The 24,415-nt window shown below is 45.0% G+C and carries 26 protein-coding genes, 1 pseudogene and 1 riboswitch; of the genes and pseudogenes, 26 read left to right on the top strand and 1 reads right to left on the bottom strand.

Going from position 1 to position 24,415, the window contains the following annotated elements; all coding sequences use genetic code 11:
* Window positions 1-92: 92 nt before the first annotated feature.
* The 16 genes and pseudogenes from AC2EXB_RS18310 to AC2EXB_RS18235 all read left to right on the top strand — a co-directional run bounded on the left by AC2EXB_RS18310 (window position 93) and on the right by AC2EXB_RS18235 (window position 12,462).
* Window positions 93-755 (top strand): Crp/Fnr family transcriptional regulator, encoded by a 663-nt coding sequence (locus tag AC2EXB_RS18310; protein WP_251477165.1) that lies wholly within the window; start codon window positions 93-95, stop codon window positions 753-755.
* Window positions 756-1,048: 293 nt separating this feature from the next.
* The gene (locus AC2EXB_RS18305) at window positions 1,049-1,171 is read left to right on the top strand and encodes a cytochrome C oxidase subunit II (protein WP_235197627.1); all 123 of its coding nucleotides are present in this window, start codon (window positions 1,049-1,051) and stop codon (window positions 1,169-1,171) included.
* Window positions 1,172-1,202: 31 nt separating this feature from the next.
* Complete coding sequence (locus AC2EXB_RS18300; protein WP_235197626.1) at window positions 1,203-1,670, top strand: cytochrome c oxidase subunit II; 468 nt, start codon at window positions 1,203-1,205, stop codon at window positions 1,668-1,670.
* Window positions 1,671-1,672: 2 nt separating this feature from the next.
* Complete coding sequence (locus AC2EXB_RS18295) at window positions 1,673-3,325, top strand: b(o/a)3-type cytochrome-c oxidase subunit 1 (protein WP_251476745.1); 1,653 nt, start codon at window positions 1,673-1,675, stop codon at window positions 3,323-3,325.
* Window positions 3,326-3,566: 241 nt separating this feature from the next.
* Window positions 3,567-4,049, top strand: a complete 483-nt coding sequence (locus AC2EXB_RS18290) for a GNAT family N-acetyltransferase (RefSeq protein WP_483602675.1) — start codon at window positions 3,567-3,569, stop codon at window positions 4,047-4,049.
* Window positions 4,046-4,576, top strand: coding sequence for a mycothiol transferase (locus AC2EXB_RS18285; protein WP_483602673.1), 531 nt, complete (start codon window positions 4,046-4,048; stop codon window positions 4,574-4,576). The genes AC2EXB_RS18290 and AC2EXB_RS18285 overlap by 4 nt, the downstream gene beginning before the upstream one ends.
* On the top strand, window positions 4,569-5,117 hold the full coding sequence (locus tag AC2EXB_RS18280; protein WP_483602672.1) for a GNAT family N-acetyltransferase: 549 nt from the start codon (window positions 4,569-4,571) through the stop codon (window positions 5,115-5,117). The genes AC2EXB_RS18285 and AC2EXB_RS18280 overlap by 8 nt, the downstream gene beginning before the upstream one ends.
* Window positions 5,114-5,659 carry a GNAT family N-acetyltransferase gene (locus tag AC2EXB_RS18275; RefSeq protein ID WP_483602670.1) on the top strand — a complete coding sequence of 182 codons (546 nt, stop codon included), beginning with the start codon at window positions 5,114-5,116 and terminating at the stop codon, window positions 5,657-5,659. The genes AC2EXB_RS18280 and AC2EXB_RS18275 overlap by 4 nt, the downstream gene beginning before the upstream one ends.
* Before the next feature lie 95 nt (window positions 5,660-5,754).
* The gene (locus AC2EXB_RS18270; RefSeq protein ID WP_483602669.1) at window positions 5,755-8,043 is read left to right on the top strand and encodes a bifunctional diguanylate cyclase/phosphodiesterase; all 2,289 of its coding nucleotides are present in this window, start codon (window positions 5,755-5,757) and stop codon (window positions 8,041-8,043) included.
* A 91-nt stretch (window positions 8,044-8,134) separates the two neighbouring features.
* A complete protein-coding gene (locus AC2EXB_RS18265) occupies window positions 8,135-8,326 on the top strand; it encodes a DUF3934 domain-containing protein (protein WP_235197619.1) in 192 nt (63 codons plus the stop codon).
* A 134-nt stretch (window positions 8,327-8,460) separates the two neighbouring features.
* Window positions 8,461-8,883 carry an organic hydroperoxide resistance protein gene (locus tag AC2EXB_RS18260; protein WP_483602667.1) on the top strand — a complete coding sequence of 141 codons (423 nt, stop codon included), beginning with the start codon at window positions 8,461-8,463 and terminating at the stop codon, window positions 8,881-8,883.
* A gap of 44 nt (window positions 8,884-8,927) precedes the next feature.
* A complete protein-coding gene (locus tag AC2EXB_RS18255) occupies window positions 8,928-9,365 on the top strand; it encodes a MarR family winged helix-turn-helix transcriptional regulator (protein WP_483602666.1) in 438 nt (145 codons plus the stop codon).
* Window positions 9,366-9,400: 35 nt separating this feature from the next.
* Window positions 9,401-9,877 (top strand): glutathione peroxidase, encoded by a 477-nt coding sequence (locus AC2EXB_RS18250; protein WP_483602664.1) that lies wholly within the window; start codon window positions 9,401-9,403, stop codon window positions 9,875-9,877.
* 120 nt (window positions 9,878-9,997) lie between these two features.
* Window positions 9,998-10,585: a cysteine hydrolase family protein gene (locus AC2EXB_RS18245; RefSeq protein ID WP_483602662.1), complete on the top strand. Its 588-nt coding sequence runs from the start codon at window positions 9,998-10,000 to the stop codon at window positions 10,583-10,585.
* Window positions 10,582-11,322, top strand: a pseudogene (locus tag AC2EXB_RS18240) (class I SAM-dependent methyltransferase). Before AC2EXB_RS18245 ends, AC2EXB_RS18240 begins: the two are co-directional and overlap by 4 nt.
* A 15-nt stretch (window positions 11,323-11,337) precedes the next feature.
* On the top strand, window positions 11,338-12,462 hold the full coding sequence (locus tag AC2EXB_RS18235) for a GNAT family N-acetyltransferase (RefSeq protein ID WP_483602660.1): 1,125 nt from the start codon (window positions 11,338-11,340) through the stop codon (window positions 12,460-12,462).
* A gap of 26 nt (window positions 12,463-12,488) precedes the next feature.
* Here AC2EXB_RS18235 and AC2EXB_RS18230 read toward each other — a convergent pair whose 3' ends face one another.
* Complete coding sequence (locus tag AC2EXB_RS18230; RefSeq protein ID WP_483602658.1) at window positions 12,489-13,796, bottom strand: MFS transporter; 1,308 nt, start codon at window positions 13,794-13,796, stop codon at window positions 12,489-12,491.
* Window positions 13,797-14,225: 429 nt separating this feature from the next.
* Between AC2EXB_RS18230 and AC2EXB_RS18225 the strand changes: the two genes are divergently transcribed.
* The 10 genes from AC2EXB_RS18225 (at window position 14,226) to AC2EXB_RS18180 (ending at window position 24,412) form a co-directional block, all read left to right on the top strand.
* Complete coding sequence (locus tag AC2EXB_RS18225) at window positions 14,226-15,050, top strand: undecaprenyl-diphosphate phosphatase (RefSeq protein ID WP_483602656.1); 825 nt, start codon at window positions 14,226-14,228, stop codon at window positions 15,048-15,050.
* 81 nt (window positions 15,051-15,131) lie between these two features.
* A riboswitch (cobalamin riboswitch) is annotated at window positions 15,132-15,309 on the top strand.
* A 156-nt stretch (window positions 15,310-15,465) separates the two neighbouring features.
* Entirely contained in the window at window positions 15,466-15,951 is a 486-nt protein-coding gene (locus AC2EXB_RS18220; protein WP_246807736.1) for an acyl-CoA thioesterase, read from the top strand.
* Between the two features lies 1 nt (window position 15,952).
* Complete coding sequence (locus tag AC2EXB_RS18215; RefSeq protein WP_483602654.1) at window positions 15,953-18,235, top strand: ribonucleoside-diphosphate reductase subunit alpha; 2,283 nt, start codon at window positions 15,953-15,955, stop codon at window positions 18,233-18,235.
* Between the two features lie 12 nt (window positions 18,236-18,247).
* A complete protein-coding gene (locus AC2EXB_RS18210) occupies window positions 18,248-19,294 on the top strand; it encodes a ribonucleotide-diphosphate reductase subunit beta (protein WP_235197610.1) in 1,047 nt (348 codons plus the stop codon).
* A complete protein-coding gene (locus AC2EXB_RS18205) occupies window positions 19,275-19,751 on the top strand; it encodes a flavodoxin domain-containing protein (RefSeq protein ID WP_235197609.1) in 477 nt (158 codons plus the stop codon). Before AC2EXB_RS18210 ends, AC2EXB_RS18205 begins: the two co-directional genes overlap by 20 nt.
* Before the next feature lie 169 nt (window positions 19,752-19,920).
* A complete protein-coding gene (locus AC2EXB_RS18200; protein WP_309296769.1) occupies window positions 19,921-20,610 on the top strand; it encodes a GntR family transcriptional regulator in 690 nt (229 codons plus the stop codon).
* 80 nt (window positions 20,611-20,690) lie between these two features.
* Window positions 20,691-21,692 carry a C4-dicarboxylate TRAP transporter substrate-binding protein gene (locus tag AC2EXB_RS18195; RefSeq protein WP_052649796.1) on the top strand — a complete coding sequence of 334 codons (1,002 nt, stop codon included), beginning with the start codon at window positions 20,691-20,693 and terminating at the stop codon, window positions 21,690-21,692.
* 7 nt (window positions 21,693-21,699) lie between these two features.
* Complete coding sequence (locus AC2EXB_RS18190) at window positions 21,700-22,185, top strand: TRAP transporter small permease (RefSeq protein ID WP_483604786.1); 486 nt, start codon at window positions 21,700-21,702, stop codon at window positions 22,183-22,185.
* Window positions 22,186-22,338: 153 nt separating this feature from the next.
* Window positions 22,339-23,619: a TRAP transporter large permease gene (locus AC2EXB_RS18185; RefSeq protein ID WP_235197608.1), complete on the top strand. Its 1,281-nt coding sequence runs from the start codon at window positions 22,339-22,341 to the stop codon at window positions 23,617-23,619.
* 34 nt (window positions 23,620-23,653) lie between these two features.
* The gene (locus AC2EXB_RS18180; RefSeq protein WP_483602651.1) at window positions 23,654-24,412 is read left to right on the top strand and encodes an SDR family NAD(P)-dependent oxidoreductase; all 759 of its coding nucleotides are present in this window, start codon (window positions 23,654-23,656) and stop codon (window positions 24,410-24,412) included.
* Window positions 24,413-24,415 lie beyond the last annotated feature (3 nt).

Here is a 24,415-nt window from a genome sequence, read left to right as displayed (position 1 = left end):
ATATGATAATCTTTACATACAGGGAACAATATTCTGAGGAGTGAGGGTTCAATTTGGAACGGACGGCAGCAACTCAAAAATTCACGATAGAAATGGACCTGCATGCGGGCATTAAAAAAATAGAGAAGTCTTACTATAAAAATAGTTATCTTTTTCGGGAAGGCGATGATGTTGAAGGAATCTACATCATCCAGTCCGGAAAAGTCCAGATCGGGAAAGTGACGCCGGATGGCCGCGAACTTACATTGAAAATTTGCGGTCCGGAACAGATTGTCGGGGAAGTCACCGTGTTTTCCGAAGCTGCGAAATACATGCTGGATGCAAAAGCGATTGAAGACGTCGTCTGTACGAAAATCGCGATAGAAGATTTGGAAGAAGGGCTTCTGAAGAATCCTCGATTATCGGCGGCTTTCATGAAATGGATGGGCATCGATCAGCAAAAGACTCAGACGAAATTCCGCGATCTTCTCCTTCACGGCAAAAAAGGAGCGCTCTACTCTACGTTAATTCGTTTGAGCAATAGCTACGGGATCCAGCAGCCTGAAGGCATTTTGATCGATATGGTCTTGACCAATCAGGAACTTGCCAACTTCTGCGGAATGACCCGTGAAGTGGTGAACCGGATGCTCAGCGACTTGAAAAAGGAAAAGATGATTTCGATGGTGGGTGGAAAAATGCTGATCCACGACCTTTCCTATTTAAAAACCCAGATCAATTGCGAAAATTGCCCGATTTCATTTTGCAAAATCGACTAGGAAAGTTAAACCAAATTATTGAATCAAAAAGGAGCTGTCCAATAAGTCGAGTAAGGACTTATTGGACAGCTCCTTTTACTTCTAATAAATCGTAGGGGAAAAATATTGCTCCTGCATCGCTTCGCTAGCTTCGTCGCAAAGGAGTTGCCCCAAATTACTTTTGGGGCAACTCCTTTTTTGTCTAAAATTCGACAGACGCCATAAAAAGGGGGCATGTGTGAGAAATATCACAATGTTCGAAGGCAGAAAAGATTACTTTAGGAGTAAGAGATTGATAGAAGAGGTGAAGGGAAATGAGCAAAAAAAATGATCATGCGAATATAGACCTCCGCGGCACCTTGATCAGTGTATTTTTTGTGGGTGTTGTGATTGTGGCCATGTGGGTCATCGTCTATTCCATGTATGTAGCAAGGTGAAAAATGAACAAAGAAAAAGGAGTAGAGGAATATGCATCTTCATAAATTCGAAAAAATTTGGCTGACCTTTGGAATTGTTGCGTTAGCAGTGTTTCTAGGCGTCGTCGGCGTGAGCGCATTTTCACAGGACCATACCCCAGCAGGCGGGATGGACACGATCGATCCGAAAAAAGTGAACGAGACAGCGCCTTTCGATAAACCGGGAGTGACGCAATTGGATGACGACACATACCAAGTGGCAATCGTCGCTATGGCTTTCGGCTATAATGCGCCGGATCTGCGGGTGCCAGCCGGAAAAGAAATCATCTTCAAAGTGACCAGCACCGATGTGGTCCACAGTTTTACGATTGATGATACAAAAGTGAATATGATGGTCGTGCCGGGGCGCATCACGACAAAATCCTATACATTCGATAAACCCGGAAAATACTTGATTCTCTGCAATGAATATTGCGGAACAGGGCATCATATGATGTTCAATGAAATAGAGGTGTATTAAACATGATTGCTGCACAAGATCGAAAAATAGCTTTATGGAATATCGGCGTTGCGTATACGGCCTTTTTAATCGGGACCTTATGCGGGCTGCTTCAAGTTTTTATCCGGAATGATGCACTTCAATTGCCGGCTTGGCTGGATTATTATCAAATTTTAACGGCACACGGTGTGCTGCTCGCACTTATATTTACGACCTTTTTCATCTTTGGATTTTTCATTACCGGCATGAGTAAAAGTTTGGGGACGTTCGGCCCGAAAGTCCGTCTGTTTTCATGGATCGGCTTCTGGGTAACTTTGCTTGGCACGGTGATGGCGACAGTCATGATCGTTTCCGGTGAAGCTTCAGTCCTTTATACATTTTACGCACCGCTTAAAGGCAGCGGCTGGTTTTACGTCGGCTTGGCATTGGTCATTGTCGGAACATGGATTAGCAGTTTCGCTTTAGTCGGCCATTATGTGGTGTGGCGCAGAAACCATAAAGGGGAACTCAGCCCTTTATTCGCTTTTATGACGATTACGACGATCATCCTTTGGATTATTGCCTGTTTAGGGGTTGTGGCAACGGTCTTATTCCAATACATCCCGTGGGCATTCGGCTGGACAGATACCATCAATGTTGAATTGAGCCGTTCCCTGTTCTGGTATTTCGGACATCCGCTTGTCTACTTCTGGCTGCTGCCTGCTTATATGGCTTGGTATGTGATCGTACCGAAAATAATTGGCGTCAAAGTCTTCAGTGACTCCTTGGCACGCTTATCGTTTGTCTTATTCATCCTATTTTCCATTCCGGTCGGGTTCCACCACCAGTTGACGGAACCGGGGATATCGAACTTCTGGAAATTTCTTCAGGTAGTTTTGACATTCATGGTCATTATTCCGTCTTTGATGACGGCATTCTCCATGTTCGCCAACTTTGAAATAGCGGGACGCAAAAAAGGAGGAACCGGTCTATTCGGCTGGTTCACAAAACTTCCGTGGAAAGATGTCCGCTTCACTTCCATCTTTATCGCCATGGCATTCTTTATTCCCGGTGGTGCCGGGGGAATTATCAATGCAAGCTTCCAGTTGAATGAAGTTGTTCACAATACCTTATGGATTGTCGGCCACTTCCATATTACGGTCGGTACACCGGTAGCGATGACTTTTATGGGGATGACGTTCTGGCTCATTCCTTACTTGACCGGCCGTAAATTTACGAAGTCGATGCAGATTCTCGGATTCGTCCAAATCATCACATGGTCGATCGGGATGCTTCTGATGTCGACAGCCCAACACGTCCTAGGGCTTCTCGGTGCGCCGAGACGGACCGCGTATTCAGGCTATAACGGGCACGAGTCCGCTCTTGAATGGTTCGATGGCATTTTAACCAATCATGTAACGATGGCAGTCGGGGGAAGCATCCTCTTCCTCTCCGCCATGATTCTCATCTATATCGTCGTCATGACGATGTTCTTGTCGCCGAAAGCTGTAAAGCCGGAAGATGTAGTCGAATTTCCGCTGGCAGACAGCGACAAAGAAAACACACCGAAATGGCTGGAGAATTGGTGGATTTGGATTGGAATCGCTGTCTTCCTGATTGTCGCAGCTTATGCGATTCCGTTAAGCCACATGATTCACCATGCACCGCCTGGATCGGAAGGATTCAAAACTTGGTAGGAGTTGAGTGAAATGTTGATCACCGCGTTATCATTAATGATTATCTTCATCGTTTTTACCGCCATGCTGATCGAAACGAGTATTTCTGACGAAGAATAGAACGAAAACTGCCTTTCCGGACAACGGAGAGGCAGTTTTTTTCTTTCCAATAAAAAAACAGACTATTCAGCAATGAGGCTTCATGCCTATAATGAATTACTGCACTAAAAACTACTTAAGTCGGAGAACGGGAAGTGGCAAGATGAAGATTTTTTTAGAACAGGCAACAGCAGAAGATGCGGCGGCACTTCATGTAATGCAGAAATTGGCTTTTCAGCCTTTGCTGGATAAGTACCAGGATTTCGAAACCAGCCCTGCCAACGAATCCATAGAACGGCTGTTGCTGAGAATCGAACATCCGGCAGGGCGCTTTTATAAAATCATAGCAGACGGAAAGTTGGCTGGAGGTATCCGGATCCATTGGAAAGACGACCGTCAATACTGGATCGGACCGTTATTCGTCGACCCTTCGTTTCAAGGATGCGGCATTGCCCAGGAAGTGATGAAGCGAGTGGAAGAAGATTTTGCACAAGCGGCTACGTGGGAATTGGCCACCATTCTGGAAGAGCGGGGCAACTGCCATTTGTACGAAAAACTGGGGTATGAACAAACAGGAAAAACCGAAAAATTGAATGGGAAAACGACGCTCGGCTATTTCAAAAAAGAAGGGGCTGCCAGAGAATGAACTACACCATTAAACCGCTTCAAGGCTTCAGCGAAAAAATCGGAGAATTGCTGTTCCAGCTTGACCACACACGTTCTCTTACCAAAGCTGAAGTTGCGGGGCTTCAGCTATGCGAATTGGATTATGTGGAAGACGCCGCCAGCAATTCAATCGGTGCGCTTCTATACCATATGGCAGCGATTGAAAAAGTCCATCAAGTGATTGCGTTTGAGAAGCGTGATTTGACAGAAGAGGAGTTGGCAGATTGGTCGGCGGCTCTTGAGTTGGGGGAAAGCGGACGAAAAGAGATTCACGGAAAATCGGTGGACTTCTATCTTCAGCTGCTTGATGACACGCGAAAAGAAACCTTGCGCCTCTTCAAAGAAAAGGAAGACCACTGGCTTTACGAAGAAGGCGTTTGGCCGAACGGTGTTTCGTTCAATCATTATTATTTATGGTTCCATGTGATGGAAGATGAAATTAGCCACCGCGGACAAATCCGGCTGCTTAAACGGAAATTGAAAGCGGAGACGACGGCCGATGTCTGAGCCGAACGAGAAAAGAATTCAGTTGCGGGAAATGGTGGAAGAAGACTGGGCAAGTGTCCATGCTTACGCTTCTTTAGAAATAGTGTCTCGCCATCAAGCCTGGGGACCAAATTCAGAAGAAGACAGCAAGGTCTATGTGCACGAGGTGTTGAAGGATGCGAAAGCCATTCCGAGAAGGCAATTTGTTTTCGCGATTGCAGTCGGAGAAACGAAAAAGATGATAGGAGCAGTTGAATTGAATATCCGGGACGAAGTGAATCGGACTGGCGAAATCGGCTATATTTTGCATCCGGATTCCTGGGGGCGGGGCATTGCGGGAGAAGCAGCTGCCCAGGTTTTGCAATTCGCATTTAACGACCAAAAACTTCATAGGGTGTTTGCGACCTGCGACCCTTGGAATACCGCTTCCTATAGGGTCCTTGAAAAATTGGGCATGACAAAGGAAGGCCGGCTCCGGGAAAATATTCGATTGCGGGACGGTTGGCGGGATTCCTTCGTCTACAGCATCTTAGAACAGGAATGGAGAGAGTCAAGGCAATGAAGAAAATCCAATTGGTGAAACACGACTTGAAATACGCGGAAGACATCCATACATATTCCTCAGCGCCTCCTGTGAAAGATGCATTAGGATTGCCGGATGGCACGGTTGAGGATACAAAAGCTTTTATTGGAAGAGTGCAGATAGAAGAGCAGGGAAAGAAAACGGTGCCTCGCGTCATTTTAAATGAAAATGGAGAACTGATTGGACTGACCGATCTGATGTTCATCGACAGAAGCAAAAAATCCTGCCATATGGGCACCTGGATTGCCCATCCGTTCTGGGGGCAAGGATACAATGAGGCTTCCAAAATCGCCATCTTGAAAATCGCATTCGAAGAGTTGGGCTTGGAGCATGTGTTTGCCGGCGCGCGGAAAGTGAACATCCGGTCGCAAAAAGCTCAAGAGAAATTGCCGTTCATCCGCCTTAACGCAGAAGCGGCGTTTCCGGAGGAACTGGCTGCCCTTGAAAAAAAGGAAAAGCAGCCTTGTGTGTTAAATGTTTTTTACCGTGAGGATTTCTTGAATTTCGTCAAGTATCGTTAATTTCCATTAAGAAAATCAAAAAACTGCCGATAATAAAGAAAAGCCGTTTTCACAAAAATGGCTTCAAAACATCATGAAGATTTGGGAGAGACGATATGACACTAAAGATGAAGACTGCGGGAACAATTGGACTCACGATGGCAGCATTTATCATTTTACTCTTCCTTTTCATGCGGCCCGTCATATTGAACGACGCCAAGTTGATGGATGAGGAATCTTTGGAAACCGACCGGAAACGTGTGGAAAGCTACATCGAGTCGGAAAAGATGGATTTGCAGCGTTTTAACCGCGATTGGGCGGTATGGGACGATTCCTACACCTTTATGCAAAATCGTAGCGAAGCGTATATTGGTTCCAATCTAATTCCAGAAACATTTGAAAACAGTGCCATTAATTTAATGGTTTTCATCAATACAAAAGACGAGGTCATCTATGCGAATGGCTACGACTTAGCAGATGGAACAGAATTGGATTTAGCCAGCAGCTTGCAGCAGGTTCCGGAAATCATCGAAGAAGCTGAAAATGGAAACGGGCTAGTGATCATAGAAGATTCCAGTTTTGGATCGGTGATGGTTGCAGTGGATGAAATTCTGAGAAGCGAAGGCCAAGGCCCGTCGGCAGGCCATTTGGCTTCAGGTATTTTCCTGAACGAATCTTTTTTTTATACGATGCGCAATACATTGGCGCTGGATGTGCAAGTAGTCAATAAAGAAGCAGGAGATCTGAAAATTCAGGAACTGGATGAAAAGACATTGAGCAGCTTGCTTGCGGTTAGTGACGGTTTGACGCTTGAATTGAAGAAAGAGCGGAAGTATTACCAGCAGAAGTCGAGCAGCATGAATGGCCTTTTCCTGGCGTTGGTTATCGCTACCATTATTTTGGTCATCCTTGTCTACTATTTAATGGACATGCTGGTCTTATCACGGATTTCGCATCTTTCCGTGCAACTGAAAGATGTGGATTTCGATAAAGCACAATCTTTGGAAGTCGAAAATTCCAGAAATGTCGAAGATGAAATAACTGATCTGGAAAATTCGATTCAAAACATGCTGAGCAGTTTGGAAAAAGCCCATGCGGATGTATCAAAGCTGGCCTTTTTTGACCAATTGACCGGCCTTCCAAACCGATTCAGCTTGTATAAAGATTTCTTAAAGCGCATCGAAAAAGAACAGGCATCTTTTTCCGTTCTGTTTTTTGACTTGGATGGTTTCAAGCGGATCAACGATTTATATGGCCATAATAGCGGCGATGAAGTATTGAAACAGATTGGCCGGCGGCTGAATGCCAAGTCTTTGCGGAAAGGAAGCCGCTTGTACCGCATCGGCGGCGATGAATTCATTTTAATTTCAGATACTGCCGAAAAGACAAAATTGACCGGTGAAATTACAGAAGTGATGGCAGCAATTCAAAAAGTGTTCAATCTGGGCAAAGTGACCACCAGCATTTCGGCAAGCATCGGAATCAGCTTTTATCCGGCGAACGCCAGAACTTTAGACGACTTGCTGCAATACGCGGATGTCGCAATGTACGCAGCAAAAAAGAATGGCAAAAACAATTACGTTTTCTACGAAGACATCACAGACAAGCATCTCTACAAATATTTGCTGAATCTTAAAAACGACTTAGTGGATGCCGTTGAAAATAATGAGTTTTTCTTGGAGTACCAGCCGATTATGGACAATAAAGGTGAGCGCATCCAAGCTGTAGAAGCGCTCATCCGCTGGAATCACCCGAAAGAAGGATTGATTGCGCCTTTGCGTTTCATTCCGCTGGCAGAAGAAACGGGAATAATGAAAGACATCGGCGATTGGGTCATTCGCAATGCGGTAAAGGATATCCAAAAATGGAACGAAGAAAATGGACAGGCGCTTTCACTGGCGATCAACGTTTCAAAAGCTCAGCTGAGATTTAAAGGCGAATTGATTGAACTGATTGACGACGTCCTGGAAGAAAACGATTTTCCGGCGCATCAGCTGCAAATCGAAATCACGGAAAGTGATACGGTAGCAGAACATGAAGAAATCGTGGCTTTCATCAATGAGTTGAAGCTGCGAAATATCCAAGTGGCCTTGGATGATTTTGGCGTCGGGACTTCCTCGCTGTACCATCTCTTGGAACTGGATGTCGATATCGTGAAAATCGACCGCAGTTTCCTTCGGCAAGTGCCTGCCAGCGAAAAAGACACGGCTTTGCTGAAGGGAATTTACAGCACCTTATATGACTTGAATATTCAATTGGTGACGGAAGGAATCGAAACGGAAGAGCAGCGCGATTTTGTTTCCGCAAAAAATGGCTCTTACCTGCAAGGCTTCTATTTCAGTAAACCGGTTCTTCTGAAAGAATTGAAGAAGATGCAGGAGAGTTGGGAAAAGACCTTATTGTAACAGGAAGCTCGTCCATATTTTTAAGAAAGATGTGAAAATGGCAAAAACCTGTTATGATAAGAGGATTCCCAGAAAGTAACGGAGTGATAACATGACTAAAAAAGCGAAAGCCAAAAGCGGCGTAGGCCAAGGGACCGGAAAAAAAGGCTGGAACCGCTGGAAAACCGGCGCCAACAAAGCGAAAAGCTTTAAGCCGTATACGAGCAAAGCCAACAAAAAATCTGATGGATCAAAATCTGATCAATCGGCTAACAACGAGCCGCCTGAATGGATCGACGGCTAAATACAGAATGATGAAGCTGCCCTTTAAAGGCAGTTTTTTTGTGGAAAATAAAAGCGGCATGAGCAGATTTGTTTACATCGTGCGCGATGCAGTTTAATATAGATCGTGTAAGATATAAAATATTGGAGGGATGAATGATGAAAGCACTTTATGAAACAACAATCATCAACACTGGCGGAAGACAAGGGGAAGTATATTCGGAAGACAATATCTTCTTCATGGATGTAGCGAAACCGAAAGCACTTGGAGGAGAAGCGACAACTGCTACGAATCCCGAACAATTATTTGCTGCAGGCTATAGCGCTTGCTTTAACAGTGCCTTAGAATTAGTACTAGAAAAAGATAAAGTGGAAGTTGAGAAAAGCGAAGTCAAAGCTACAATTTACCTGATTGGCGATAAAGAAAAAGGCGGCGTGAAGTTAGCTGCGAAGTTAGAAGTCGACATTGCCGGCATCGACCAAGAGAAAAAACAGGAATATGTGGCAAAAGCGCATGACTACTGCCCGTATTCAAAAGCGATCAAAGATTCCATTGACGTGGAAATCGTTGTCCTGTAAACCGCTCTTAGGTGCCGGTGAAATATAAAATGGGTGTGATGGAAATGGAAAGAATGACTCAACTGGATCAGCAATTATGCTTTGAAGTCTATAAAGCTTCAAGCAATTTTACGAAAATGTATGCGAGGGTCCTCGAACCGTTCAATCTGACATTCACGCAGTACTTGGTTTTGCTTGTCCTCTGGGAAGAAGACCGGCTGCTCACAAAAGATATCGGTGAGCGGCTCGGCCTTGGAACCGGAACGTTGAATCCAATCATCAGCCGGATGATTGCACAAGGCCGGCTGAACAAGGAGCAGTCAAAAGAAGATAAGCGTGCCTACATTATTTCACTGACCGAAAAAGCGAAAGCAGAACATGAACCGATTGAACAGGCAGTTGCAGAAAAGCTGATCAGCTGCAATTTCATGGATGTGAATGCCATTACGCTGATGAAGAATTTAAAAGAATTGAATGCCTTCTTCAGTGGAATGGATTTATAAAAGCGAAACGAAGCGAAGAACGGGAGTGATGTGGGATGAGTATTTATGATATGACGGTTCCAAAAGCAGATGGGGATGCCTATTCTCTCAGCGAATACAAAGGCAAGGCCATGCTCATCGTCAATACGGCGACAAAATGCGGATTGAGCGATCAATTCGACAGTTTGGAAAACCTGTATTCAACTTACAAAGACGACGGCTTGGTGGTGCTCGGTTTTCCTTCGGACCAGTTCAAGCAGGAGCTTGGAAGCGCAGAAGAAGCGGAGGAAGCGTGCCGCATGAGCTACGGGGTCACTTTTCCGATGCATGGGATTGTTAAAGTCAATGGCAAAGAAGCGCATCCGCTTTTTAACTACTTGACGTCCAACAGCAAAGGCTTCTTGTCGAAAAGCATCAAATGGAATTTCACCAAGTTTCTAGTGGATCCTGAAGGGAATTTGATTGCGCGTTATGCACCACAGGAAAAACCGGAAGCATTTGAAAAAGACATAAAAAAAGTTTTGGGCAAATAATCACCCATCCTTGCTTGGAAAGCTGCTGCAGCTTGCCAGGCTTTTTTTATTTTCAAAGGAGTTTGCGCTTCGAAAACAGAAATAACTACAGACGATGGTATTCAGGAAAGGAAGATTCGGATGGATAAAGGAAAAACGGCATTATTGATAGTCGATGTGCAGCAAGCTTTTGATGATGAATCGTGGGGAGAGCGAAACAACCCGGAAGCGGAAGCGAAGATGGCCGAGGTCCTGGCAGCATGGAGAAACAACAATGGATTCGTCCTCCACATTCAGCACCGGTCTGACAATCCGGAATCGCTGTTCTATCCCCACAAGGAAAGCTATGAGATCAAAGAGGAGCTGCAGCCAACAGGCAAGGAAACGGTCATCACGAAGAAAGTGAACAGTGCCTTCATCGGCACCAATCTGGAAGAAATCTTGCGCATGAACGGAATCACGACAGTAGTGATTGTAGGATTGACTACACCTCACTGTATTTCCACTACTGCGAGGATGAGCGGAAACTTGGGCTTCTCGACTTATGTCGTCTCGGATGCGACGGCTGCCTATGAACTAAAAGATCCGGACGGAAACCGGATAGATCCGGAGACCATCCATTCGATTTCGCTCGCAACTTTGCACGGAGAGTTTGCGCATGTCGTGACAACTGCAGAATTGATGCATGAATTTACTTCACAGCCTTCCAGAAGTGAGGAGGAGAAATGAACGAAGAACAATTTTATGAAGCGGTCGGGACAGTGAATGGCTGGGATTTCAGCCGTCTGCGGAGCCGGACGGAAGGAGAGCTCTGAGATTTCTATAAGATTGTGGCGGAAAATGCAGAAAGGTCCACCGCGCTACTGGATCTTGGAACAGGCGGCGGTGAAAAAATGCTGGAAATCGCCTCTTCCTTTTCCTCCGTGACAGCGATTGACCGGTCAAAAGCCATGATTGAAACGGCTAAGGCCAATTTGGCTAAAACCGGTTATGCACATGTGCGTTTTCTGGAAGCATCTTCTGAAACACTGCCGTTACCGGATAGTTCTTTTGATCACCTTTCGAGCCGACATGCCCCGTTTGATGCCAAAGAAGTATGGCGAGTATTGAAAAAAGGCGGGACTTTCTATACCCAACAAGTCAGTAAGGCGGATAAAGCGAATCTGAAGGCCGCATTTGGACGCGGCCAGTCGTTTGGAGAGCAGGACGGCACATTACGGGATGCTTGCGAAAGCGAACTGGCAGATGCCGGGTTTTCGAACATAGAAATTCGTGAATACGATGCAGCGGAATACTTGGAGCGCCCGGAAGATTTGCTTTTTCTTCTCATGCATACACCCATTATTCCGGGCTTCGGGGAACAAGAAGGAGATTTCGCTCGCCTTCAGGAATTCATCGAGCAAAATCAAACTGAAGAAGGAATCAAGACGAATTCAAAGCGATTTATGTTGATTGCCAAGAAGTAAGGAGATCTGAACAGAATGGAAAGCCGCTATCTATCAATTGAACCTTTAATTGAATATAAATCAGGGTTTCATATAGTGCTCTATCATGGCTGGGGTACTTCCATAGAAAGTTTTAACTCATTGGGGCGGCGGATGGCAAAAGCAGGCCACCGGGTTATCATTCCGGAAATTCTCTACCACGATTCCAGAAATCGGCTCAAAGATCCGTTTACGAAAGAAGCCATCCACCGCCACTTTTGGGAAACCATTTTTACGAGTATAGAGGAATTCAGCGATTTAGCGACGGCTGCTGATTTGCCGGTTTCGAGAACAGTCGTAATTGGCAGTTCAATGGGTGGTTTTATTGCCAACGGAGTATTTTCAAGAATGCCAAATTTAGCCGGAGCGGCCAGTATTAATGGCTCCGGTTCCTTTTTGTTCACTGAAAAACGCTTCCGGGAAATGGATGGCCGGCCAAAGCCGAATGAAAAAGAAGAGGCCAATCTTAGAGAATTCGATCCGAAGGGAAAGGGGATAGGGGCTTCTCCTATCTTACTGCTTCATGGAAGCGAAGACCGAACCATTCCGGTAGAGGGACAAAAAGATTATTACGGTTATTTGATTGAAAGAGGAAAGTCCAATGCTGAAATGAAATTATATGAAGGTATTAACCACCAATTTTCCGAAGAGATGGTCTTGGATTTAATCGATTGGTTAGCAGATTTGGGCATAGAAGAGATTATTTCCAAGAGCCTGCATCCAGACATCCGTCAACTTCTGGCCTATGCCACATCAGAGGAGCGGATAGAAGTGGAATATGCAGCCTATCAACACGATCCAAACCGGAGATTGTACGGCTTGAAAAAAGAAGGGAATTTTATAGGCTGTATTGGAGTCGAGCAAAAAGGACTCGGGCAGCTTGAAATTATCCATTTAGCTGTTTCTCCGGTAAATCGGAAAGCTGGAGCTGGAAAGGAGCTTGTGGAGTGGGTTTTCCGGACATATTATCCGAAGGTCATGATTGCCGAGACAGATAGCGAAGCTGTCGGTTTTTACAGCAAGTTGGGATTTGAGGTTCACAGCCTAGGTGAAAAATATCCAGGGGTTGAGCGTTTTCTCTGTAAACGAAGTTCGGCCAACTCTGAAGAACAAAATAAATGATTTTAATGTCTATATACTAAGAGCCCTTACTCATGGAGTAAAGGCTCTGTCTGTTTTTGAAGAAATTCTTCTTTGAACGATTCCGCGCTTTGTTCACCTTGTTTACGAGGCGGGCTCGCAAGGAAAGCGGCGAACATGCCAAGCAGCGGAAACAGCAAGATTCCCCAAAGAATTTCCCTATAGCCGCCGAACAGATCATACGCGATGCCGAGCGGCAATGGGCCGAGTGCTGAGCCGGTCACGATCATCGCCATTGAAATGCCGCTGATGCTGCCAATGTGCTTGCGCCCGAAATAATTCGGCCAGACGACAGCCATGACAATGCGTTCAACGCCCATGCTGACTCCCCAGATAAGCCCGAACACAATGGCCATTGCTAAGGTACTGGCGTTTTGAAGCAGCAGCAGAGAAACGATTTCTCCGAAAAACAGCAAGGCCAGCATATATTGCACTTTCACTTTTTCAAGCAGCATGCCCGTCAAAAAAGTCACAGGCAAACCGATCAAAGCAGTGATACTCAAAACGCTGGCAGCTGTTTCAAGAGACAATTCTTTTTCTTGGAAAATCGAAACTAAATGAAAAGTAAGGCCGGTATTAACAATGCCCGGAATGGCTGCACAAAACAGCAAAAGCCAAAACGCTTTTGTTTTGGAGGCTTCTTTCACCGTCCAGCTGATTTCTTCCACAGTCTTCTGCATCTTTCCTTGTTTTTTGGCGTCTCCATTATCAGGCAGCAAGCCCATGTCTTCCGGTTTGTTCTGAATCAGGAAAAAGGCCAGCGGGGTAAAGCAGATAATGATGATAGCGCCGAGGATCAGCCAAGAAGCGCGCCAACCAAAAGAACCGATCAGCCACACGTTCAGCAGCGGAAATGCGGCCGAACTGACCAAACCGCCGATTGCTGCGATGCTGATGGCTCGGCCTCTTTTTTTCACAAACCATTGAGGGATCAAGGAGCTTGAAATCAGCGCCATCGATCCTTGGCCCAATAAGCGGATGAAAAAGAAACCGATAAAGAGCATGACAAGGCTGGTGACAAAACTATTGAACATACAGGCAGCTGCAAGTGCCAAGGAAACAATGACGGCCATTTTGCGGGAGCCATTGCGGTCGATCAAACGGCCGATAAAGAACAGCAGAAATCCGGAAGCCAAAGTGGCCGCTGAATAGATGCCGGAAACCGTTGAACGGCTCCATCCAAATTCGTCTATGTAATAATCAATGAAAATCGAGTTGGAATAAGTTTGTCCGGGACCAGAAAAAAACTGGGACAGCGCAGCAAGCGCGATAATCACCCAGCCATAGTGAAAGGAATATCCTGTAATTTGTTTCATCGTACATCTCCACTTTTGATAGTAAACTGCTAATCTAAGGCTATTGATATATTGAAATCACAATTAATTATCATACCACCATTATTAATTAATGAAAGTCTTTTGTTCATGAAACAAAAAGAAAAAGGATTCAGAAATTAATTATTTCGAAAAAATGTATCGAAGCTGACTGCTTATGCATTTGAAAGGATTTTAAGGATTAAATGCAACAAGAAAAGGAAAAAGGTGTATGATAAATAGAGTTTCTGCATCTTTCAATAGGAAATTACCGAAACAAGTGAGTTAAGGATTCAGAGCAGCTTGACTTTAAAGGCCAGTGTCGAGTTAAATGAAAAAGACTTCTTTTTTAGCTGCTCACGACATGGAAGAGAAATTAGATAAAATAAAACGAATCGGACGATATGAACGATTTTAAGGAGAAAGAACAGAATGGGTTTGTGGGAAATTTTTGTTGCGATTGTACTGGGAATTGTGGAAGGTTTAACAGAGTTTGCGCCAGTTTCTTCAACAGGGCATATGATCATCGTTGATGACATCTGGCTAAATTCAAAAGAGCTGTTCAGTGAGCCGGTGGCGAATACATTTAAAGTTGTCATTCAGTTGGGATCGATTTTAGCGGTAGTGATCATCTTTAGAGATCGTTTTAAAGACTTGCTTGGCATAAATCGAAGCAAAACAGCTGAGAAAAAGCAGCGTTTGAGTTTGACGAAAGTAATTGTCGGGTTAATCCCGGCCGGAGTGCTCGGTTTGGCCTTCGAAGATTACATAGATGAATACCTCTTTTCGGTTGAGACCGTTATTATCGGTTTAGTGCTGGGTGCAGTGCTTATGCTAATCGCGGATTACTTTACTAAAAAGAAACCGCATATCGATACGGTTGACCAGATGACTTACAAACAAGCGCTTGGCATGGGGCTTTTCCAATGTCTTGGTTTATGGCCAGGTTTCTCCCGTTCAGGCTCGACTATTGCCGGCGGGGTTCTTTTGAAAATGAGCCATAAATCAGCAGCGGATTTCACCTTTATTATGGCAGTGCCGATCATGCTTGGAGCAAGCGGCTTGTCGTTATTGAAAAACTGGCAGTACATTACGGTGGACGCTCTTCCATTCTTTGTGGTCGGATTCATCAGTGCTTTTGTGGTAGCTTTAGTTGTTGTTAAATTCTTCTTGAAATTGATTGATAAAATCAAATTGGTGCCATTTGCGATTTATCGAATCGTACTTGCGGCCTTGATTTTTGTGATTTACCTGTAAGGGCTTGTAAAATCCAGATAGCTGGATTATAGTAAATAAATACAATAATTAGTGTTTAGATTTATTTTTGAACACTATATATAGTGTCGCCGATAATGATGGTGCCTGAAAAGGCTTAATAGGGAATCCGTGAAAATCGGAGCTGTACCCGCAACTGTAAGTGCTGACGAACTATGGAAAACCACTGTCCAATGGATGGGAAGGCCGTAGTGTAGGTGGAAGCACAAGCCAGGAGACCTGCCTCGTTATAAGTTTATGATCTTCTCCGGGAGCTGGGAGGTATAACGAAGGTACTCTGCAAGGAACAGTGGATTTCTGCTGTTTTCCGTTGGATTATTTGCGTTTATATACCCGTCTTCTCTCAGAGAAGGCGGGTTTTTTGTCTTTAAAACAAGTAATGGAGGATTGAGCTGCATTGGAAAAACAGATTTCGGCAAGCATTTCACGGACGGTGCAAACAAGACTCGTGCTGCCGCCCGACACAAATCATATGGGAACGATATTCGGCGGAACGGTACTGGCCTATATTGATGAAATTGCGGCAATTACCGCCATGAAACATAGCGGAAAAGCAGTAGTGACCGCTTCGATCGATACGGTCAACTTTTTATCTTCCGCTACAGTCGGAAATGTCCTTCTTTTGGAAGGGGTTGTAATTTCCACAGGCCGGACTTCGATGGAGGTCTACGTAAAAGCGGAATGCCAAAACATTGAAACAACTGAAAAAACCTTGACAACAACTGCGATTTTGACGATGGTGGCTGTGGATGATAAAGGCAAACCGACGCCGGTGCCGGCAGTGGTGCCGGAGAGCGAAAAAGAAAAACAATTATTCAAAAGCGCACAAGATCGGAAGCAGCAGCGCATGAAAATCAATGAATTTGCAAAGGAGCTGGTTTGAGATGAATCCCATCGTTTATTCGGAAAAAGACACAGTTGAAAAAGCCATCCACCGGGCGGAAAAAATTTATAACTTGGATGTTGCACCTCTTCTCGCGAAACTGGAAACACTTGGACATGAAGCAAAAGCCGAACAATCGCTTATATATGCACTCAACCGGATTTCCATGGCAGAACCGGATTGGACATTTGTAGCGGCTGAACTGTATTTAGAAGAATTGTATGAAAAAGCTGCAAAGAACCGGAACTATCCGGCACAAGATAAATACGGCGACTTTTATAAGTTGGTGAAGAATTTAAGTGAAGTCGGCATCTATTCGAGCGACTTGATGGAAAGTTATTCCGAGGAAGAAATCAAGGAGCTGGGCAAGGAAATCGATGCTGAGCGGGACTTGCTGTTCAATTATATCGGCCTGTTTTTATTGGCAGACCGCTATGTGGCGAAGGATTATGAAGGAAATATCCACGAATTGCCGCAGGAGCGCTTCTTGGTCATCGCGATGACTTTGATGCAAAATGAACCACGAGAAAAACGGCTAGATCTGGTAAAAGAAGCTTATTGGGCGATGAGCAACCTTTATATGACGGTGGCAACACCGACCTTATCCAATGCCGGCAAGAGCTTCGGGCAGCTGTCTTCCTGCTTTATCGACACGGTCGACGATTCGCTCGACGGCATTTACTTAAATAACTGGGATATTGCCCGCCTAAGCAAAGACGGAGGCGGCATCGGCATTTACTACGGCAAAGTCCGCGCGCTCGGATCGGACATTAAAAAATTCAAAGGCAACTCATCCGGAGTCATTCCGTGGATCCGCCTTGTCAACGACACAGCAGTCAGTGTGGATCAGCTTGGACAGCGCCAGGGTGCGGTCGCTATTTACTTGGACGTCTTCCATAAAGATATTATGAACGGTTTCCTGGATTTGAAAACGAACAACGGCGATGAGCGTCGGAAAGCGCACGATATTTTCACGGGAGTTTCGATACCTGATTTATTTATGGAAAAGTTGAATGAAAAAGATGACAACGGCCGGAGCATTGGCGAGTGGCATACCTTCTGCCCGCATCAAATTAAAAGCGTTATGGGCTGGAAAGATGAACACGGGACGGCACTTGGACTTGAGGATTTTTATGATGAAAACGATGTAAAGCATTTTACTGAAAAATACGAGGAAGCGGCAGCGAATCCGCTATTGCCGCGAAAAACTTACCGGGCGATGGATATCATGGCGCGCATCATGGTATCGCAGCTGGAAACCGGGACACCCTATATGTTCTACCGCGACGAAGTGAACCGGCAAAATCCGAACAAACATATGCGTGGAAAAGGGCGAACGTCGATTTACTGCAGTAATTTGTGTACCGAAATTGCGCAGAACATGTCAGCGACAACTATCATGAAAGAGTACACCGACGAAGACGGCAACCTGGTCATGATCCGGAAACCGGGCGACTTCGTTGTCTGCAACTTGTCGTCGATCAATTTGCCGCGTGCGGTGAAAGCGGAAGTGCTGGAGCGTCTCATTCCGATTCAGATGCGCATGCTCGATAATGTCATCGACTTGAATACGATTTCTGTCGGGCAGGCGGATGCGACGAATAAAAAATTCCGTGCTGTTGGATTAGGAACTTTCGGATGGCACCATTTGCTCGCACTTGAAGGCATCCACTGGGAATCAGAAGAAGCCGTAACGTTCGCTGATAAGTTATATGAAGAAATTGCCTACCATACGATCCGCTCTTCCATGGAACTTGCCAAGGAAAAAGGTGCTTACCGCGAGTTCAGCGGCTCGGAATGGCAGACAGGGGAGTATTTTAAACGCAAACAATACACAAGCGGCCGCTGGACCGGTCTGCAAAAAGAAATCACTGAGAACGGCGTTCGCAACGGCTGGATGATGGCAGTCGCGCCGAACTCGTCAACAGCAAAAATCGGCGGTTCAACGGACGGCATCGATCCATTGTACGCAGTCGAGTATGCAGAGGAAAAGAAAAACTTCAAATTCAAAGTGACAGCACCTGACTTGAACCACAATACGTACGATTACTACCGCCGAGCCCGCCATGTCCTGGACCAGAAATGGAGCATCCGCCAGAACGCGGCACGCCAGCGCCATATCGACCAAGGCATCAGTTTCAATTTGTATGTTCCGCATACGATCAAAGCAAAAGATTTGCTGGAAATGCATGTCGAAGCTTGGGCACAGGGGTTAAAAACGACTTATTATGTGCGCAGCACCTCGCAGGCGGAAATTGAAGAATGCGAAGCTTGCCAAAGCTAAGGAGGAACAAATATGTCCATACATGCACCTTTATCCAAAATTAAGCTGCTCAATCCGGAACATCCAAACAAGTCGACAGGCATTTTGAACGGGCAATCTTCCGGTTTATTGAACTGGAACGACATTGCCTACCCACAAATGTATGATCTTTACCAGACACTGCTATCGAATTTCTGGAAAGCCCAGGAAATCAATATGCAGGATGACATCAAACAATGGGACAGCTTAACTGCAACCGAACAGGATGTATTCTTGCGGTTGAATACCCAATTAGCATCACTCGACAGCCTGCAGACGCCGACGATGAGCCAGGTGATGGACTACGTGACCGACTCGAGCTTCAAAGCGATATTCGCTGTTATTGCCCAACAGGAAGCAGTCCATACGGAATCCTATTCTTATATCCTCAGCTCATTGGTGGCAGTGAGCGAACAAAATGAACGCTTTAATCAAGCCAAAAGCGATCCGATTGTCCGTAAGCGCAACGAACTGATCCTGGATGCTTACGAGGAATTCCGGCAAAATCCGACTGCCCAGAACTTGTTCAAGCTAAGCGTCAACTCCATCAACTTGGAAGGGATTTATTTCTACGCCGGCTTTGCTTTCTTCTATCATTTGGCGCGCCAGCAGAAAATGCTGAAGACCAGTACGATGATCAGCTACATCCAGCGCGATGAAATGCAGCACGCTTATTTCATCGCCCAATTCATCCGGATCCTATTGACGGAAAATCCGGAATTGAACACAGATGAAAATATTGCTTATGTCTATGAAGCAATCGACAAAGCAGTTCAGCTGGAAAAGGAATGGGCTCACTATATTCTAGAAGGCATTGAAGGGCTCGACCTTCAGGAGTTCGAAGGCTACGTGGAATATTTGGCGAACAAGCGCCTGCGGCAGCTCGGGCTCGATAATCTTTACGAAGAACGCAGCAATCCGATGCCGTGGATACAAGTATTCGGTGATGACATGATGAATGACACGAAATCCGACTTTTTTGAACAAAAATCCCGGACTTACTCGAAAGTGTCGCAGTCCAATGGATTCGACGAATTATAAGCCGAAAATCGCCATCGTCTATGCGTCCATTACCGGCAATACAAAAGCAAGCGCAGAAATGCTCGCGGAAATCTGCCAGGCGAATGGTTTAGAAACGGAGCTTTGGGCCATCAACGATTTCCCTTTAACTGAACTCTTACGTTGCGATATTGTCTTAGTAGGCACCTATACTTGGGGAAACGGCGAGATTCCAAAAGAGCTGTACAGCTTGTTCCATGCCTTTGAAACCTTGGAGCGGAAGCATCTCGTAACGGCAGTTTTTGGCACCGGCGACAGTTTTTTCGCAGAATTCTGCGGAGCTGTAAACCGGTTTCGGGATATGCTATTTGTCCAGACCGCTTTAGCGGCTACCTTGAAAATCGAGTTGCAGCCGCAAGAAATAGATAAAATCCGCTGTGAAAAATTCATTGAAAGTGCATTGAAAAAGCATATAGAATTAAAAACAGAAAATACATGAGAATGTAGTATGAGAACAGATCCCTTAAATTTAAGGGGTCTGTTTTTAGTTAATCCGAGTGAAATTATCGGAAAAGTCATTGAAACTGAATTGAAAAATAATTTGAAAAAATACTACCATACAAGTATGCTAATGTGGTAACATGAAATCCAAGCAAAGGAGGGATTAAGTGCTGAACATCGATTCAACTAAGAAAATCAAAAGTTTTTCTACTAAAGACTACGTTTATGAAATATTGAGAGAAAATATCATTTCATTGGCTATCGAACCTGGCCAACAAATTTCTGAAAAAGAAATTTCGGATTTGCTGCAAGTAAGCAGGACGCCAGTTCGGGAAGCATTTGTTAAATTAGCGCAGGAAGAATTACTGGAAGTTTTCCCGCAGCGCGGCACGAAAATCGCTTTAATCGATTTATATCATGTCGAAGAAGCACGCTTTATCAGAGAACATTTGGAAAGAGCTACTGTACGAGTGGCCTGTGAAGATTTCCCGGAAGAAAAGTTGAAGGACTTGGAAGCCAATCTGCAATTGCAAAAGAAATGCGTGGCTGAAAAAAACTTTACCCGGCTTTTTGAACTGGATGAAGAATTTCATAAAATCATTGCCGAAGGAAGCGGAAAAGAGCGGATTTGGGCCTTGATCCAACAGATGAACGCCCACTTGAACCGGATTCGGATGCTGAGCTTGGCAGCCAACTATAATTGGGAATTGATCCTATCGCAGCACGAAAAGATCTTTACTGCCATTAAAGAAAAAAATGCCGACCTGGGAGAAAAAGCCATGGAGGAACATTTGAAAAAGCTTCTTTTCGAGCAGGAAAAACTGAAAAGCGAATACCAGCAATATTTTAAGCAATAAGCTTTTGGGACCAAATGTAAGCGCTTTAAATGAGCGGATTTAAAATTTTGCTATCCAATAAAACCAAGGGGGATTTACGGATGAAAAAACGCAGTATTATGTCAGCATTAATGATTTCTTCAGCTTTATTACTAGGGGCTTGCGGCGGTGAAAGCGCTGCCGAAGGGGACGACAAAGTCTATACACTGAAAGTCGGGACCGCTTTAGCTGAAACAGATCCGATTTATGAAGGATTGGTGGAGTGGAAAGACAGCGTAGCTGAAAAGACGGACGATAAAGTGAATATCGAAATTTTCGGCAACGGTTCGCTTGGGGATGACAAAGATATCCTGGAACAAGCAAAAGTGGGCACGAACGTGGCAGTTATCGTAGATGCTGGGCGTCTTGCTGAAATGGAGCCTGAAATGGGCATTTTGGCTGCTCCTTACGTAGCGGACAGCTACGATGAAGCGAGCAAAATTGTCCAATCGGATCTATTCAAAGGCTGGGAAGAAGAACTTGCACAAAACCATAACCTGAAAGTGCTTTCGTTCAACTGGTACCAAGGCGACCGCCACCTGTTGACGAATAAGAAAATTGAAAAGCCGGCCGATCTTAAAGGCTTGAAATTGCGTACACCGGGAGCGGAAATCTGGACAGAAACCATTTCTGCAATGGGAGCAAGCCCTTCAGGCATGGCCTTCTCAGAAGTTTATCCGGGGATCCAACAAGGAGTTATTGATGGAGCGGAAGCGCAGCATCCGGCCACTTACGGGGCGAATCTTCAAGAAGTCGTTAAATACATTACGAAAACGAGCCACTTCCAATTGCTGACGGGCATTGTAGCAGGGGCTGACTGGATGAATGGCCTGCCGGAAGAATATCAGGACATCGTCATTGAAGAATCGTTCAAAGCGGGAGAAGAAGCTTCAGAAAATACGATCGGCATGCTTGATGAATTCGAGCAGAAGATGATTGACGCAGGCGTAGAAGTCAATGAAGTGGACATCGAGCCATTTAAGGAAGCAACCAACACAGTTTATGAAAAATTCGACGGATACACAGAACTTCGTGAAGAAATCAATAAAATCCTAGGAAAATAAGTGAGTGATGAAAATGATAAAAAAAGTAGCTGGCGGCTATGCAAAATTCGAGAATTTTATTACTAATTTATTGATGATCGGTGTTGTAGCGTTTGTCTTTATCGCCTCAATCATGAGATGGGTGGGATTCCCCCTCTCATGGTCTGTGGAGTTTGCTCAATTCTTATTTGTTTGGGTCATTTTTTTAGGTGCCAATCGCTGTCTCCGGGAAGATCGCCACATTGGAGTGGATTTTTTCGTTAAAAAGCTGAAGCCGAAAACAAAGGCTGTGCTAGAAATCATTATTAACGTATTGATTATGGCCTTCCTGGTTTTCCTGATCAATTTTGGAATCCAGTTAAGCATCGAAAACTCAGTGCGCTTAATCAGTAACCTTCCACTAAGTTATTCCTTTATCACAATGGCTGTGCCGATTGGAAGCATCTTAATGTTGATCACCCTGATTTTTAAAGTGGCACAGAAAATCAACGTTTTAAAAACAACATCTGTATAAATTGAATAAACGTTACGGATAGTCCGCTAAACTGCTTTGAAGTTATTGGCCGAATTCAATTCGGCCGATGGCTTTTCTTCGGGAAAAGCCTAAAGCAAAGAGCGATTTCCTTCGTTCAATTTTTACAGTCATTCAGAATAAGAGGTGGAAACCATGTTACTTGTCGCTGTTATATTTTTCGTTTTGCTCTTTTTGAATATGCCTGTGGCTTTTGCCATCGGTATTGCAAGTTTGTCATTCTTTATCTTGGAACCGAATTTGCCGGTTGAAATTACAACACAGCGAATGGTAGCGGGGACGCAGTCATTTCCATTGCTGGCGGTGCCTTTCTTCATTTTAGCCGGAAACTTGATGAACTCTTCTGGAATCACAAAACGGCTGATCCGTTTTTCCAATGCGTTAACTGGACATTTAGTCGGAAGCTTGGCGCATGTTTCCATCGTACTTAGTACGATCATGGGCGGTGTTTCTGGATCTGCCAATGCGGATGCAGCCATGCAAAGCCGGATCTTAGGGCATCAAATGATTGCTAGGGGCTATTCAGGCGGCTATTCGGCTGCAGTTATTGCAATCAGCTCATTGATCACCGCAACAATCCCGCCGAGTATCGGTTTGATCCTCTACGGATACGTTGGCCAAGTGTCTATCGGCAAGCTCTTTTTAGCGGGAATCATTCCCGGTATTCTCATGATGATCGTATTGATGCTAGTTTCATACCTCGTCGCTAAAAAACGCGGATATGATCAAGATGAAAATATCAAACGAGCCACATTCAAGGAAGTGGCTGTTTCTTTCAAAGACAGTATTTGGGCGTTATTATTCCCGGTCATTTTAGTCGTGGGAATTCGTTTCGGTATTTTCACTGCTTCAGAAGCAGGCGCTTTTGCCGTAGTCTATGCACTTGTAATCGGCTTCTTCGTTTACAAAGAATTGAACTGGAAGAACTTTATCGAATCCATCGAGCAATCGGTTACCGATAATGCATCCATTCTCTTGATCATTTCAACATCATCCATTTTAGGATTCTTGATTACATACGACCGTCTTCCGCAGAACGCAGCGGACTTCCTGATCGGCATTACAAGCAATGGCACATTGATGCTGCTGTTGATCTTGCTGTTCCTGGTCATCGCAGGGATGTTCATCGAGTCCACGGTGCTGGTTTTGCTGTTGACGCCGATTTTCCTGCCGATTGTCACCCAAGTGGGTGTAGACCCTGTACATTTCGGTATATTGATGATGACAATCGTTACATTTGGAGGCATGACGCCGCCGGTCGGGGTAACGATGTATACGACAACTTCCATTATGAAAGTGCCGATTGAAGAATACATCAAAGAAGCCCTTCCATTTATCGGAGGCGTGGTCGTATTGGTTCTGATCTTGGTATTCGTACCGGAAATTGTGACATTCATCCCTGATTTATTGATGTAATGCGTAAGCTTTGAATAGAGTGGAGGAGCGTTTTATGTTTTCTTTTGAAGGAAAAGTGGTTTGGGTCACAGGCAGCAGTACAGGAATTGGAAGAGCGATTGCTGAGAAGTTTGCAGAATGCGGAGCAGCTGTCGTCGTTCACGGAAATTCCAACGCGGCAGAAGCTGAAATCACATTGAAAAATGTTCAGGATAAAGGAGCGAAAGCTCACTTGGTTATCGGCGACGTGACAGACCGCAAACAAGTGGATGAAATGGTTGAAGACATCAAAACTAAATTCGGCCGAATCGACATCCTCGTCAATAACGCCGGCACGATGGTCAAGCGTGCCAAAATTGAAGACCTTGAAATCGAAGCATTGGAAAAAATCATCAATATCAATTTCACTTCCGTCTTCCATGTGACGCAAGCGGTCTTGCCGCTTATGAAGAAGAACGGGCAAGGCAATATAATTAACATGACGTCAATTGCTGCACGAAACGGCGGAGGTGGAGGTGCTGTTGCTTATGCTGCTGCTAAAGGAGCGGTCAGTACATTTACAAGAGGGCTTGCAAAAGAACTGGCTGGAGACCGTATCCGGGTGAACGGAATAGCGCCGGGAATCATTACGACGCCGTTCCACGATCGCTACTCCACACCGGAATTGAGAGCATCGATGGCACAACAAGTGCCGCTTGGCAGAGAAGGCACGCCGGAAGAAATTGCCGGTACTGCTGTTTATCTGGCTTCTGATATCGCCGGCTACATAACGGGTGAAATCATTGAAGTCAACGGCGGACTATTGACAGACTGACCA

It is taken from the genome of Planococcus alkaliphilus (genome assembly GCF_057031095.1).
This window is presented reverse-complemented; position numbering and strand designations above follow the sequence as displayed.

Bases quoted from the DNA above. Each gene is read 5' to 3' on its own strand.
- AC2EXB_RS18310 (WP_251477165.1), top strand. From the start codon at position 93: ATGGACCTGCATGCGGGCATTAAAAAAATAGAGAAGTCTTACTATAAA.
- AC2EXB_RS18305 (WP_235197627.1), top strand. From the start codon at position 1,049: ATGAGCAAAAAAAATGATCATGCGAATATAGACCTCCGCGGCACCTTG.
- AC2EXB_RS18300 (WP_235197626.1), top strand. From the start codon at position 1,203: ATGCATCTTCATAAATTCGAAAAAATTTGGCTGACCTTTGGAATTGTT.
- AC2EXB_RS18295 (WP_251476745.1), top strand. From the start codon at position 1,673: ATGATTGCTGCACAAGATCGAAAAATAGCTTTATGGAATATCGGCGTT.
- AC2EXB_RS18290 (WP_483602675.1), top strand. From the start codon at position 3,567: ATGAAGATTTTTTTAGAACAGGCAACAGCAGAAGATGCGGCGGCACTT.
- AC2EXB_RS18285 (WP_483602673.1), top strand. From the start codon at position 4,046: ATGAACTACACCATTAAACCGCTTCAAGGCTTCAGCGAAAAAATCGGA.
- AC2EXB_RS18280 (WP_483602672.1), top strand. From the start codon at position 4,569: ATGTCTGAGCCGAACGAGAAAAGAATTCAGTTGCGGGAAATGGTGGAA.
- AC2EXB_RS18275 (WP_483602670.1), top strand. From the start codon at position 5,114: ATGAAGAAAATCCAATTGGTGAAACACGACTTGAAATACGCGGAAGAC.
- AC2EXB_RS18270 (WP_483602669.1), top strand. From the start codon at position 5,755: ATGACACTAAAGATGAAGACTGCGGGAACAATTGGACTCACGATGGCA.
- AC2EXB_RS18265 (WP_235197619.1), top strand. From the start codon at position 8,135: ATGACTAAAAAAGCGAAAGCCAAAAGCGGCGTAGGCCAAGGGACCGGA.
- AC2EXB_RS18260 (WP_483602667.1), top strand. From the start codon at position 8,461: ATGATGAAAGCACTTTATGAAACAACAATCATCAACACTGGCGGAAGA.
- AC2EXB_RS18255 (WP_483602666.1), top strand. From the start codon at position 8,928: ATGGAAAGAATGACTCAACTGGATCAGCAATTATGCTTTGAAGTCTAT.
- AC2EXB_RS18250 (WP_483602664.1), top strand. From the start codon at position 9,401: ATGAGTATTTATGATATGACGGTTCCAAAAGCAGATGGGGATGCCTAT.
- AC2EXB_RS18245 (WP_483602662.1), top strand. From the start codon at position 9,998: ATGGATAAAGGAAAAACGGCATTATTGATAGTCGATGTGCAGCAAGCT.
- AC2EXB_RS18235 (WP_483602660.1), top strand. From the start codon at position 11,338: ATGGAAAGCCGCTATCTATCAATTGAACCTTTAATTGAATATAAATCA.
- AC2EXB_RS18230 (WP_483602658.1), bottom strand. From the start codon at position 13,796: ATGAAACAAATTACAGGATATTCCTTTCACTATGGCTGGGTGATTATC.
- AC2EXB_RS18225 (WP_483602656.1), top strand. From the start codon at position 14,226: ATGGGTTTGTGGGAAATTTTTGTTGCGATTGTACTGGGAATTGTGGAA.
- AC2EXB_RS18215 (WP_483602654.1), top strand. From the start codon at position 15,953: ATGAATCCCATCGTTTATTCGGAAAAAGACACAGTTGAAAAAGCCATC.
- AC2EXB_RS18210 (WP_235197610.1), top strand. From the start codon at position 18,248: ATGTCCATACATGCACCTTTATCCAAAATTAAGCTGCTCAATCCGGAA.
- AC2EXB_RS18205 (WP_235197609.1), top strand. From the start codon at position 19,275: ATGGATTCGACGAATTATAAGCCGAAAATCGCCATCGTCTATGCGTCC.
- AC2EXB_RS18195 (WP_052649796.1), top strand. From the start codon at position 20,691: ATGAAAAAACGCAGTATTATGTCAGCATTAATGATTTCTTCAGCTTTA.
- AC2EXB_RS18190 (WP_483604786.1), top strand. From the start codon at position 21,700: ATGAAAATGATAAAAAAAGTAGCTGGCGGCTATGCAAAATTCGAGAAT.
- AC2EXB_RS18185 (WP_235197608.1), top strand. From the start codon at position 22,339: ATGTTACTTGTCGCTGTTATATTTTTCGTTTTGCTCTTTTTGAATATG.
- AC2EXB_RS18180 (WP_483602651.1), top strand. From the start codon at position 23,654: ATGTTTTCTTTTGAAGGAAAAGTGGTTTGGGTCACAGGCAGCAGTACA.